Below are 12,466 nucleotides of genomic sequence, written 5' to 3'. Positions count from 1 at the left end.
CTACTACTTCACACCTTTCTTTAAGAGCAGTTTGTTTTACTTTTCAGAAAAAGTTTTCATGGACTTTTAGTCCTCAGGGTTTGGTTCTTTTAGAATGGTTTTCATCATTATTCATACAGATTTTTTTGTTTTTATATATTTATATTTTTAGGTTTTTATTTTAATTTTTTAGCACTACATTTATAATTTACTTATTAGTCAGTCATTTTCTTCTTTTTCTGCTTGTTGAAGGCTCTCAATACCATTTTTGCTTATATACCTTATCGTGTCACATTAATTAACAAGCCTTCGTGGGTCTCGTAAAATGCGAGACTTGGAGAGGGTTGTTTTTGAGTGGAACGCTAAGTGTTTTTGCTGATGAAAGTAAAAAATTTTTTTATGGATAAATCTTCCCAAATCAAACAAATCTTAACTAAAATTGAAATGCCTAAAATCATTGCTTGTTTAGAAACCAATCCTCAATCAAAAACTCTAAAACAAATTATTCGTTGCTCCCAAAGAGCCTGAGAAAGCAAAGACCCCGAGGAAGTTTTTCGTTTAGCAGTTAGAGTGGCTTATGCCTTGGATACTATTGTCAATAAGGCTGATTATGTTAAAAACGACAAAGACAAAAAATATTGCTTAGAAATTTCTCAAGAGTTATTTAAAGAAACAGTGGGGCAAAAGAAATAGTTGGTGTTTTGCTGATGACAAATTCTAGATTTCTCCTAATTCTTTTATTTTTCCCTCTTTTGCTGGCGTTTTTGCTCGGGTGAGTTATTTATTGAAAATTCTTTGGTAAAAAGCAAATCCAGCAACAAAAACAAAAAAAAGAATGAGTAAAAAAGACCCTAGCCCATATTAAAAACTTTTCTCCTGCTCGCTTGAAAAATAGACGCTGGCAAAATATTAAAAAGAAAAAGAGTAAAAGAAATGTAAAAAATAAAAATCGGTCAAAAAACAAAAAAACCACATAAAAATAATATATAAGGTATTAAAACCAAGGGCGAGCAATCAAATTATATGCCCCTAAAAACAAGTTCTAACATAAATAAAAAACAAAATTCTGGTTTTAAAGATAAGAAAGCTGAAGCCTTGTGGAAAGGTGAATGAGTTTCCGAATATCAAAAAATTAAAAAACCTAGTCGTAAAAAGTTCAGTTCTTTAAAAAATGTTAGTAATCTTAACTACTTATATTTAATTCCCAGCAATCACACCGAAGCATTAAAAGGTAAAAATTCAAGTAAATTAATGAAAGAAATAAAAAAAAGATGTCTTGTTTGCCAAAGATTTATTGAAATAAATTTTCGTTGTGCTTATTGTGGCAATCCTTTTCACGGCTTAGAAGAAAATTGAAACCAAAACAATCCTTGCTATACAGATGAAGCCTTGAGAAAATTTGCCAAAGAAGCGGTAGAATACTTGTTAAAAGACGATTACAAAAAAACTAATCTGAACTATGATAAAAATACTGTCAGAATAGATTACGAAACTAAAATAGAAGATTGAGGTTCATGAAGCTGAGAGGGTCAAACCGAAGAAGAATTCAAAAATAAAAATGTTCTTTGCTTGCCGATAAAAAGTTTGAGGAACAAAAGGGAATGTTTAGACACTGTGGCTCATGAAACTGCTCATGCTTCTTCTCAATGTTGAGATGCTAGAATAAAGCATTGAATTAAACCAAGCAAAAACTATTTATCTGGCCATCATCCAGTTTTTCAAAAAGTCTATCAAGAATATAAGCAAAAACTAAGAAAAAAATTTCCTGATTATAAATGAGATTAAAATTTATGTATATGACATTTATTAAGAATTATCAGTGTTCTTTTTGCCAAAAAAAATTCACCGACCAAGATATTCAGGAAAAGAATTATCAAATGAGTATTGTTGAAAATGTTAAAACTAGTAATGAAAAGTTAAAATGTGTAGGAGAAGGAGAGTTGAAAATAATTCACCGAGAATGTAAGGAAATAAAAAGAGAAGAATGAATCACAGAAGATAGCGAAGTCTTGGATCTTAGAGAGAGAAATACTTTATTGTTATTAAGATCTTACTATACATAAATGAGCATAAACAAAGAAATAATAGACAATTACAAAAGAAATGAAAGATGATTAGACTGGTTTCTAGAAAGACGCAAAACATTTTTACCAGGAGGTGAATTGGGTCGCGGAATACTTAACAAAGAACAAATAGAAGCAATAAAGATTTACTTCACCGAACAAGAACAAAAAATAATTAGTTGGGGGTTGTCTCACATTTACATGCTGGAAAAATTTCGTTGTAATTGCTTGAGGATAGCTCCGAATTTATCTTTAATTGATTTTCAAAAACTCTGCTATTCTTGATGAGGTTCTAATGAAAAAGGTATCAATCACAAAGACTTAGTAAACAAAGGAAGATTAAATTCAGAGCAATGAAAGGAACTAGACAAAATTTTAAAGGAAGAAGAAATCAAGAATAAAGTAAGAACTGCCGAAGACTTTTTTGAAATAAAATTAGAAGAGTGATTATCGCAAGAAGTGTCTGAACCCAAATTAAAAGATTATAAAGAAGAACATGACTTAGAAAAGAGAGCAGAAATTCTAAAAGAGCGAGATGTTGAACTAGAAAAATATCGCAAAGAAAGATTGAGCAAGCTCGAAAAATTTTATAAAAAAAACAAAGATGTTTTTCCCGAACTAAACAAATTTCTAGAAGAAAAAATTGCAGAAGAGAAAGAAGAAGTTAAGAATTGAGAAAAAACTATAAAAGAAACAAACTATTTAGAATGAAGTAAAAGAATAAGCGAGATTCCGACAATGGACAAAAAAAGCAAATAATCATAAGAACCAAAATTAAAAACTATATATAAAAAAGCAAAGCATTTTATATGTATATGCTAAATAAACTTGGTTATCAGCGTTATTTTGCTACTCCACAGCATTATTTAGATATTAGTTTTGCGGGCTTTAACCGAAACTATTAGCCATGAATTAAGCCATTATTTTCAGTTTGTTCAACACCAATTTTTTTCTTTTACTTCTAAGCTCACTATTATTATTATTGAGCATATTTAGAGTTATTATACCAAATTCTAAACGAAAAAAAGAGTTTCCAAAAACCTAGTCAGAAGCGAATATAAGATAAATGTAGAGGGAGAATTAATGAACAACTTTGTTGCCGACGTAAAAAGAGCAATTGAAGAAAAAAACCAAAAAGTTTCAACCTATCTCGAAAAGTCTAAATTAGGAAAAATTTCCCTTTTTCTTTGAACGTCAACCCCAACTGATTTGAGGTTTCATAAGATGGAAAATAATGCTCTTATCAATTTTCCTGACGACAACGAGTTCAATAAATTGCTGCTTACTTACACACTGTTTAAAAAAGTACTTTCAAAAGTAGGAAAAATAGATATAAAATTTGACTATTTAACCTTGTTTTTTGATACTGTGCAGATCGAAGAAGAAAAGAAAACAAAAATTATACAAAAAATCGCTGAAAAAAACATAGTCGACAACTCTTACAAATATGATGATTGCAGTATATCGTTCTTTAATAATGTTATTCAACAAAGCGATCAAGAGTTAGTAAGTAGCGAAAGAGGAGTCTATTCACTGCTAGGAAATCAAACTAACAATTATTCAATTTTAGTATGCTTAATTCCAGAAAAAATCGAAAGTTTTGTAACTAAAAAAATAAAAGACATCGAAGAAGAATTTACTAAAAAATATGAAAAATATGGGTCAATAGATTCTTGGATTATCGATGAACTAAGACTGAATAAAGCATTTGCTCATGCCTTTGAACTCAGTTATAAAGGAAAAATAGCTATACCAAAGCNGACGTAAAAAGAGCAATTGAAGAAAAAAACCAAAAAGTTTCAACCTATCTCGAAAAGTCTAAATTAGGAAAAATTTCCCTTTTTCTTTGAACGTCAACCCCAACTGATTTGAGGTTTCATAAGATGGAAAATAATGCTCTTATCAATTTTCCTGACGACAACGAGTTCAATAAATTGCTGCTTACTTACACACTGTTTAAAAAAGTACTTTCAAAAGTAGGAAAAATAGATATAAAATTTGACTATTTAACCTTGTTTTTTGATACTGTGCAGATCGAAGAAGAAAAGAAAACAAAAATTATACAAAAAATCGCTGAAAAAAACATAGTCGACAACTCTTACAAATATGATGATTGCAGTATATCGTTCTTTAATAATGTTATTCAACAAAGCGATCAAGAGTTAGTAAGTAGCGAAAGAGGAGTCTATTCACTGCTAGGAAATCAAACTAACAATTATTCAATTTTAGTATGCTTAATTCCAGAAAAAATCGAAAGTTTTGTAACTAAAAAAATAAAAGACATCGAAGAAGAATTTACTAAAAAATATGAAAAATATGGGTCAATAGATTCTTGGATTATCGATGAACTAAGACTGAATAAAGCATTTGCTCATGCCTTTGAACTCAGTTATAAAGGAAAAATAGCTATCCCAAAGCAGCCAACCACTTAAATAAAAATGCCGGCGACGCGGGGAACCGAAATAAGCGATTTTCCAAGCTAAGCAATTAGCAAACGAGCAAGAAAAGCAAATAATCATAAAAAATGCTTTAATTATTAAACGAGAAATATGAAAAAAGTCAATTCTTCGTGCCAAGCCCATTTATAAATTCTGGTATCAGCAAACTAATCAGTTGAAAAAGTATTTTTTACTTGATACTTATCAGAGCCACCGAGCCAAAATTATTAATGGTTTAGAAATAGGCAGTATCACCAGTTTTGTTTTAAATCAAGGGAATATTTACCAATTCTACTTAAATAATTACTAATAGGAACTAGTTAACATAGGAACTATTTTTGTTAAAAACAAGTTAAAACTATATATATGACTGAATTAAGACAAGTTGATAATAAGCAATTATTAAAAGAATTACAAAATCGTCTTCATAGTAAGCAGTTATCCGAAAAAGAAATAGCTGTTATATTGGAAGCAGAAGAATGAAAAAAGGCTTATCAATTAGCTGATGCAGATGAAGAAAGGCAAAAAGAAATTGCCGAATGAGATAGAATTCAAGCCGAGGATGAGGATTAATGAGTGAGAAAATAAACAAATTCAAAAGAGGAGAAATCTATTGAGTAAAATTTGATAAGAAAAGTGTCGGCACTGAAATCCGTAAACCTCGCCCAGCAGTGATTGTGAGTAATGATTGACAAAATGAAGTTAGCAAGAGAGTAATTGTTTTGCCATTTTCTACCAAAACTGAAAAAGTTTATTATCCAATTGAATTGCTAATCAAGACTGGGAAAATCATGTGTGACCAGGTGAAATCTATTGACAAGCAAAGACTGGGAAATAAATTAGGAGAATTAGACCCTGAAATTATGCTGAAAGTAGATGAAACTTTGATTAAACTTTTTGCTTTGCAATCTCAATTTAAATTATGAAAATAATTGCTTGCTTATCCCAAAAAGGTGGTGGAGGCAAATCTACTCTTGCCCGCTGTTTAGCAACAGAATTAACTAAACAAAAACAAAATATTTTACTAGTAGATTTAGATATCCAACAAAAAACTAGCCAAGAATGAAGCGAAAGGAGAAAACAACAAAACATTAAGCCTGCTGTCAATTGCCAGTCTTACCCTTTTTTTGACGAAAAATTAACTAAACTTCCCTATGACTATTTAATAATAGATGGTCCTGCTCGCATTAGTGAAGGAACTTTAAATATTGCCAAAGTGGCTAACTTAATAATTCAACCCGTTGGTGCTTCATTAGACGATTTAAATCCAGCGATAAGAGAATTCCATGCCTTAGTTAAAGCCAGGATAAATAAAAATAAACTATCCTTCGTAATTAATCGCATTAGTTCTACGGCAGAGGAAAAAGCCACTAGGAGCTATTTAGAAAAAGCAGGTTATTATGTTTTCTTTGTCTCTCTATCAGAGAAAATAAGTTATCGGGAAGCCCAAAATCAAGGATTAAGTATCAGTGAAGTAAAATATCCTCGTTTGAAAAATCAAGCCCAATTGTTAGTAAAAGAAATAATAAAGAAAATAGGAACTAGTTAACATAGGAACTATTTAAAATAATAATATATGACCCAAAAACAATTAAATTCCCATCTTAACCAAGACTTCATTTGTGATAACTGCCAAAGAAAATTCCACCAAACTACGGCTTATTCACCCCAACTCGGTGGTTTTTTAACGGAAACTTATTGCTCTAATTGTATAGAAACAACCGAGGAAAAACCAAAAAAGCAACCAATTAAAAGAAAAAAAACCAAAGATTTCGGCACCCCTCCCTTAGAAGTTAGTGAAAATTTACGCTCTTTGGAAATAGACAAAAGAACTTTACGGAAGACAGGAAGGACTAAACAATTTAATACTGGGGTAAGTGAAGAGTGATTAAAGAAATTAAAATCTATTGCTTACAAAGAAAGATTACACTATAACGAATTATTAGAAAAAGCCCTTAAATGCTATGAAAAGCATAGAGGAAAATAATTGAACTATTTTTTAGCAAAAAATTTTTCTCTTTCGCGTGCATATATTCATTTTACTTTACTTGCTTCAATTAGGATAAGTAATTGTTTTAGGGCAAACCCTAATTTGAGTTATTTTTCCTTTATATTTGAGTTCAAAGGCACAAAGCAAGTGCTTTGTTTAGTTTTGTTCAAGAATCTATTGGTTCATGCTTTTTATATTTTTTAGTAAGTTAATTAAAAAGGGTATTATGACTAATGATTGGAAAAATATAGATAAAGACTTTACTCCTGAGTTGCAAAAAGAATGAGAAGAAAAAGGATTTAATTATGAGCAAACCGGATGATGAATTGGTGCTGGTTTACAAATAGGTGATGCTAATTTTGCTTATTGACTAAAGGACACCGAGGGCAAAGATATTGAATGAGTATCAAATTACTTAAAATATGGAGACGAGCAAGAGTTAAGAAAAAAATACAAAAGTTATGGGAATAACAAAGAGACTGAGGAAATAAAACAAGAAATTCAGTATCGAAATATTCTTTTAATTGGAAGAACTGGTAATGGTAAATCAGCTTTGGCTAATGTTTTGGCTAACAAAGAAGGCGAGTTTGAAGAATTTTTTAAAGAGGGGCGTGGTAGTACCAGCGAAACGAGAAAAATAAATGATAAATTATTTGAAATAAATGGGATAAAATACCGAATAATTGATACACCAGGACTTGGCGATACGAAATTAACAAAGATTCAAACCTTACAAGAAATAGCCAAAGTGTATGACAAAGTTAAAGACGGACTGAGCCAAATTTTGTTCGTAAATAATGGTAAGTTTACACCAGAAGAAGTAGACACTTACAATACTTTAAAAGAAATCCTTTTTGATGAAAATATTACCAAATATACTACCATTATGCGGACCAATTTTGCTTATTTTGAGGATAAAACAGAATGCGAAAACGATATCCACGCACTACTTACTGAAAACAACAAAGCAATTGTCGAAATGATTGAATCTTGCGACAAGAGAATTATCCATGTTGACAATCCACCATTAAATATTATTGGAAAGAGATCGCGAGAGCAAAATAATCTTAATAAAGAAATCCGTAGCGATTCAAGAAAAATATTAATTAATCACCTAGCAAAATGTGATAAAATTTACAAACCAGAAAGCATCGAAATACTAAATAAGATAGAGCTGAAAGAAAGATATAAAGCCTTTGGCTTATGTGAAGAATGTAGTCAGACCAACACATGGTATCGTTGATGTAAATCGTGCAGTGCCCGCCATTTTACTGAGGAATTTGAAAATTGAAGTGGTGGTAATTCAGCAGTTGATAACTTTATTCAGTGATATCAATTAAATGCCATTAATAAATACGGAGTATTAGAATGAATCCCTTATGAGAAATTTCGGGACATTGAATACTTAGCCGAAGGTGGCTTTGGCAAGATTTACAAAGTAGCTGAGTGAGTTGACAGACAAATTAGTTATTGAAACATGAAAGATAATGATTGAGAAAGAGACAAGTTTTATCCGGATGGAGTTATTTTAAAGATTTTAACTAATTCGCAAAATATAACCGATGACTTTTTGCGGGAGGTGGCCTACTATAAACTTTTCAAGGATGAGTATGACGGAGTGGTCAAATGTTTTGGAATTTCTCAAGACCCGCAAACTAGTGATTATATCATGGTAATGGATTATATAAAAAATGGGGATTTGCGAAAATATTTAACTAATTATTACAAGAAACTAGACTTTTACAATAAACTCGGTCAGTCATATCATTTAGCGAAAGGGCTAAACAATATTCATCGCCAAGGGTTAGTTCATCGAGATTTTCATCCGGGCAATATATTAATTTCTAATAGTGATGTGTGCTTAATCACTGATTTAGGTTTATGTCGACCGGTTGACGAAAAAGACAAAGAAGAAAAAGTTTATGGTGTTCTTCCTTATGTGGCTCCAGAAGTTCTCCAAAGTAAAGCTCATACGCAAGCCGCAGATATTTATTCCTGAGGGATTGTAGTTTATGAATTATTTGCTGGTCGTGCTCCTTATCATGAACGTGCTGACGGGCAATTAGCCTTGAAAATATGCCAAGGACTTCGTCCTAACTTCGCTAATGTGCGGATGCCAAAATTATTAGAGAGTTTAATTAGACAATGCTGAGATGCTGACCCTTCAAAACGTCCTACTGCTAATAAATTATTCAAAATTATAAATATTTGGCTGAATGAAATAAAGAGCAAAAAGGATACTGAATTTTATCGTCAATATCAAGATGTTGAAGAACTAACTTCCCGACCAAATAGGGTTCTTGATTACCAAACTGATTCTCAAGCTATTTATACTAGCCGACTTTTAGATACTGATAATCTTCCCGAGCCCCAAAACAGTCAGGAAATTAACAAGCAATTTTACGAGTTATATACTTCGCAATATGACTTCAATTTAGAAGAAAAAGTTGAGGATTGGGCTGCTATTCATAATGATTTTGATAATGAAGATATCAGAGGCCTTTGGAGCAAAAGATTCATACAACAAGAGATTAAAGAATTATTCAAAGCCACTCCTTCGCTTAATCCTGCCCAAGATTATGAGTTTGTTCTCTGACTCGAAGATACCAAGAAACTAACTCTAAGCAATCCTTTAAGTAATGATAATTTAGAAAGGTTAAGAAATGAATACCAGAGAAGTCAGCAACAATCTCAAATTCTGCAATCACCCACTTACAATATTCCAGGAAACTGACCAGGTAAAAATTCCTAGAGTGAAGAACTATTGCAAAATTTTCTTTTTCACAAAATAGCAAATTGCCAGTTTTTACCCCAAAGCAACGAATCTCACTGGCACCAGCTTTTTTAATTCTACTCGATTATCAACTAGTTTCCTTAACAAAACTAAATATTGTTGCCTATTGGTTTCTAAGGGTAAAATCATTTTCCCGTCAGTTTTTAATTGTTCAACCAGCAAAGAAGGTATTTCTGAAGCTGCCGCAGTAACAATAATTTTGTCAAAAGGAGCAAATTCCTGCCAACCTAGTTTTCCGTCTCCTAGTTTGTATTTAATATTTTGGTAACCTAATTTATTTAATAATTTTTGGGCTTTTTTGCTTAATTCCGGATAAACTTCAATGGTGTATACTTTTTTCGCTAACTGAGCTAAAATTGCTGTTTGAAAACCGCTACCCCGACCTTTGGACTTCTTCGCCAGGTGTGATTGGTTTATGACAACGAGAACAAATCATATAAAATTTTTAAGCAGAGTTGGTTTTTTTTTACGAATAAAAATCATTATATAACTCTAAAACATGCTAAATAATAATGATACCTTTTGAATAGAACTAATTGAAACCAATAACCAGTTAGAGAAATTAAGCACTAAAATAGATGGTAAGCATTATGTCGGTTTCCTAGACTGACGCGAAAGAAAAGAGCTTGACGGCACGGTGAGAAAATGAAAAAGTGCTAACATGAGAGTGTGTAATTGAGAAAAATGTCAAACTTGTAATCCGCAAATAGAGGAAAAAGAGTTGTTTTAAATAATGCTGGTATTTGCCATTATTAATAAACAAACTTTTTCTTTGCTCCTAAAAATTAAATATATGTGGTGCTAAAACTACATATATAAATGAAGCAAAAGCGGTATTTGGTTTNTTTCAAGGATGAGTATGACGGAGTGGTCAAATGTTTTGGAATTTCTCAAGACCCGCAAACTAGTGATTATATCATGGTAATGGATTATATAAAAAATGGGGATTTGCGAAAATATTTAACTAATTATTACAAGAAACTAGACTTTTACAATAAACTCGGTCAGTCATATCATTTAGCGAAAGGGCTAAACAATATTCATCGCCAAGGGTTAGTTCATCGAGATTTTCATCCGGGCAATATATTAATTTCTAATAGTGATGTGTGCTTAATCACTGATTTAGGTTTATGTCGACCGGTTGACGAAAAAGACAAAGAAGAAAAAGTTTATGGTGTTCTTCCTTATGTGGCTCCAGAAGTTCTCCAAAGTAAAGCTCATACGCAAGCCGCAGATATTTATTCCTGAGGGATTGTAGTTTATGAATTATTTGCTGGTCGTGCTCCTTATCATGAACGTGCTGACGGGCAATTAGCCTTGAAAATATGCCAAGGACTTCGTCCTAACTTCGCTAATGTGCGGATGCCAAAATTATTAGAGAGTTTAATTAGACAATGCTGAGATGCTGACCCTTCAAAACGTCCTACTGCTAATAAATTATTCAAAATTATAAATATTTGGCTGAATGAAATAAAGAGCAAAAAGGATACTGAATTTTATCGTCAATATCAAGATGTTGAAGAACTAACTTCCCGACCAAATAGGGTTCTTGATTACCAAACTGATTCTCAAGCTATTTATACTAGCCGACTTTTAGATACTGATAATCTTCCCGAGCCCCAAAACAGTCAGGAAATTAACAAGCAATTTTACGAGTTATATACTTCGCAATATGACTTCAATTTAGAAGAAAAAGTTGAGGATTGGGCTGCTATTCATAATGATTTTGATAATGAAGATATCAGAGGCCTTTGGAGCAAAAGATTCATACAACAAGAGATTAAAGAATTATTCAAAGCCACTCCTTCGCTTAATCCTGCCCAAGATTATGAGTTTGTTCTCTGACTCGAAGATACCAAGAAACTAACTCTAAGCAATCCTTTAAGTAATGATAATTTAGAAAGGTTAAGAAATGAATACCAGAGAAGTCAGCAACAATCTCAAATTCTGCAATCACCCACTTACAATATTCCAGGAAACTGACCAGGTAAAAATTCCTAGAGTGAAGAACTATTGCAAAATTTTCTTTTTCACAAAATAGCAAATTGCCAGTTTTTACCCCAAAGCAACGAATCTCACTGGCACCAGCTTTTTTAATTCTACTCGATTATCAACTAGTTTCCTTAACAAAACTAAATATTGTTGCCTATTGGTTTCTAAGGGTAAAATCATTTTCCCGTCAGTTTTTAATTGTTCAACCAGCAAAGAAGGTATTTCTGAAGCTGCCGCAGTAACAATAATTTTGTCAAAAGGAGCAAATTCCTGCCAACCTAGTTTTCCGTCTCCTAGTTTGTATTTAATATTTTGGTAACCTAATTTATTTAATAATTTTTGGGCTTTTTTGCTTAATTCCGGATAAACTTCAATGGTGTATACTTTTTTCGCTAACTGAGCTAAAATTGCTGTTTGAAAACCGCTACCCCGACCTTTGGACTTCTTCGCCAGGTGTGATTGGTTTATGACAACGAGAACAAATCATATAAAATTTTTAAGCAGAGTTGGTTTTTTTTTACGAATAAAAATCATTATATAACTCTAAAACATGCTAAATAATAATGATACCTTTTGAATAGAACTAATTGAAACCAATAACCAGTTAGAGAAATTAAGCACTAAAATAGATGGTAAGCATTATGTCGGTTTCCTAGACTGACGCGAAAGAAAAGAGCTTGACGGCACGGTGAGAAAATGAAAAAGTGCTAACATGAGAGTGTGTAATTGAGAAAAATGTCAAACTTGTAATCCGCAAATAGAGGAAAAAGAGTTGTTTTAAATAATGCTGGTATTTGCCATTATTAATAAACAAACTTTTTCTTTGCTCCTAAAAATTAAATATATGTGGTGCTAAAACTACATATATAAATGAAGCAAAAGCGGTATTTGGTTTATTTTATCAGTGAAACATTTATTACTGATAAAGGTTATGAAATCTCTTTACGTATGAAACTTTGGCAATACATTGATAAAGTTCGACCTGAGTTTCCCCCGAAGGCTACAAAATGGAATGAATTGCTTTTAATTTAACTAAACCAAATAAAGAATTTGTTTTGTTGGATAATCATCCTGGTAAGTCGCCACATTATCATATCGACGATAAGAAAAAGCAAAAATTCTTTGCTTGAATTTCTCGTCCTGAAACCGAAAAAATGTTTTTAACTTTGGTGCGACAACACTTTGGTGATTTTGATTTTGAATTATAGTT

At 31.8% G+C, this 12,466-nt stretch carries 18 protein-coding genes; 16 read left to right on the top strand and 2 right to left on the bottom strand.

Annotation, left to right across the window (positions count from 1 at the left end):
- The first annotated feature begins 378 nt into the window (after window positions 1–378).
- The 12 genes from GvMRE_RS10655 (at window position 379) to GvMRE_RS10600 (ending at window position 9,222) form a co-directional block, all read left to right on the top strand.
- Window positions 379–672 (top strand): hypothetical protein, encoded by a 294-nt coding sequence (locus GvMRE_RS10655; RefSeq protein ID WP_147411205.1) that lies wholly within the window; start codon window positions 379–381, stop codon window positions 670–672.
- Window positions 673–686: 14 nt separating this feature from the next.
- Window positions 687–956, top strand: coding sequence for a hypothetical protein (locus GvMRE_RS10650; protein WP_147411203.1), 270 nt, complete (start codon window positions 687–689; stop codon window positions 954–956).
- A 46-nt stretch (window positions 957–1,002) separates the two neighbouring features.
- Entirely contained in the window at window positions 1,003–1,764 is a 762-nt protein-coding gene (locus GvMRE_RS10645) for a hypothetical protein (protein WP_147411201.1), read from the top strand.
- Window positions 1,765–1,775: 11 nt separating this feature from the next.
- The gene (locus tag GvMRE_RS10640; RefSeq protein WP_147411199.1) at window positions 1,776–2,042 is read left to right on the top strand and encodes a hypothetical protein; all 267 of its coding nucleotides are present in this window, start codon (window positions 1,776–1,778) and stop codon (window positions 2,040–2,042) included.
- The gene (locus GvMRE_RS10635; protein ID WP_147411197.1) at window positions 2,043–2,801 is read left to right on the top strand and encodes a hypothetical protein; all 759 of its coding nucleotides are present in this window, start codon (window positions 2,043–2,045) and stop codon (window positions 2,799–2,801) included. It begins immediately after the preceding gene.
- 1,124 nt (window positions 2,802–3,925) lie between these two features.
- Window positions 3,926–4,474, top strand: coding sequence for a hypothetical protein (locus tag GvMRE_RS10625; protein ID WP_147411194.1), 549 nt, complete (start codon window positions 3,926–3,928; stop codon window positions 4,472–4,474).
- A gap of 181 nt (window positions 4,475–4,655) precedes the next feature.
- Complete coding sequence (locus GvMRE_RS14425) at window positions 4,656–4,790, top strand: hypothetical protein (protein WP_281267974.1); 135 nt, start codon at window positions 4,656–4,658, stop codon at window positions 4,788–4,790.
- 56 nt (window positions 4,791–4,846) lie between these two features.
- On the top strand, window positions 4,847–5,053 hold the full coding sequence (locus GvMRE_RS10620; RefSeq protein WP_147411193.1) for a hypothetical protein: 207 nt from the start codon (window positions 4,847–4,849) through the stop codon (window positions 5,051–5,053).
- Complete coding sequence (locus tag GvMRE_RS10615; protein WP_147411191.1) at window positions 5,053–5,412, top strand: type II toxin-antitoxin system PemK/MazF family toxin; 360 nt, start codon at window positions 5,053–5,055, stop codon at window positions 5,410–5,412. Before GvMRE_RS10620 ends, GvMRE_RS10615 begins: the two co-directional genes overlap by 1 nt.
- Complete coding sequence (locus GvMRE_RS10610) at window positions 5,403–6,029, top strand: ParA family protein (RefSeq protein ID WP_147411189.1); 627 nt, start codon at window positions 5,403–5,405, stop codon at window positions 6,027–6,029. Before GvMRE_RS10615 ends, GvMRE_RS10610 begins: the two co-directional genes overlap by 10 nt.
- Before the next feature lie 27 nt (window positions 6,030–6,056).
- On the top strand, window positions 6,057–6,467 hold the full coding sequence (locus GvMRE_RS10605) for a hypothetical protein (RefSeq protein WP_147411187.1): 411 nt from the start codon (window positions 6,057–6,059) through the stop codon (window positions 6,465–6,467).
- Between the two features lie 229 nt (window positions 6,468–6,696).
- Complete coding sequence (locus GvMRE_RS10600; RefSeq protein ID WP_172575372.1) at window positions 6,697–9,222, top strand: protein kinase; 2,526 nt, start codon at window positions 6,697–6,699, stop codon at window positions 9,220–9,222.
- Between the two features lie 54 nt (window positions 9,223–9,276).
- On the opposite strand, the gene GvMRE_RS10595 is transcribed toward GvMRE_RS10600, so the two are convergent.
- A complete protein-coding gene (locus GvMRE_RS10595; protein WP_147411181.1) occupies window positions 9,277–9,747 on the bottom strand; it encodes a protein-L-isoaspartate O-methyltransferase family protein in 471 nt (156 codons plus the stop codon).
- A gap of 16 nt (window positions 9,748–9,763) precedes the next feature.
- Here GvMRE_RS10595 and GvMRE_RS10590 point away from each other — a divergent pair, with 16 nt between their 5' ends.
- A complete protein-coding gene (locus GvMRE_RS10590) occupies window positions 9,764–9,994 on the top strand; it encodes a hypothetical protein (RefSeq protein ID WP_147410942.1) in 231 nt (76 codons plus the stop codon).
- An 89-nt stretch (window positions 9,995–10,083) separates the two neighbouring features.
- Window positions 10,084–11,265, top strand: a complete 1,182-nt coding sequence (locus GvMRE_RS10585) for a protein kinase (protein ID WP_147411183.1) — start codon at window positions 10,084–10,086, stop codon at window positions 11,263–11,265.
- 54 nt (window positions 11,266–11,319) lie between these two features.
- Here GvMRE_RS10585 and GvMRE_RS10580 read toward each other — a convergent pair whose 3' ends face one another.
- Window positions 11,320–11,790 (bottom strand): protein-L-isoaspartate O-methyltransferase family protein, encoded by a 471-nt coding sequence (locus GvMRE_RS10580; RefSeq protein ID WP_147411181.1) that lies wholly within the window; start codon window positions 11,788–11,790, stop codon window positions 11,320–11,322.
- 16 nt (window positions 11,791–11,806) lie between these two features.
- Here GvMRE_RS10580 and GvMRE_RS10575 point away from each other — a divergent pair, with 16 nt between their 5' ends.
- Both GvMRE_RS10575 and GvMRE_RS10570 read left to right on the top strand, forming a co-directional pair.
- Window positions 11,807–12,037 (top strand): hypothetical protein, encoded by a 231-nt coding sequence (locus GvMRE_RS10575; RefSeq protein WP_147410942.1) that lies wholly within the window; start codon window positions 11,807–11,809, stop codon window positions 12,035–12,037.
- Between the two features lie 226 nt (window positions 12,038–12,263).
- Window positions 12,264–12,464, top strand: coding sequence for a hypothetical protein (locus tag GvMRE_RS10570; RefSeq protein WP_147410944.1), 201 nt, complete (start codon window positions 12,264–12,266; stop codon window positions 12,462–12,464).
- Window positions 12,465–12,466: the final 2 nt, after the last annotated feature.

The sequence above is a fragment of the endosymbiont GvMRE of Glomus versiforme genome (assembly GCF_003546845.1).
This window is presented reverse-complemented; position numbering and strand designations above follow the sequence as displayed.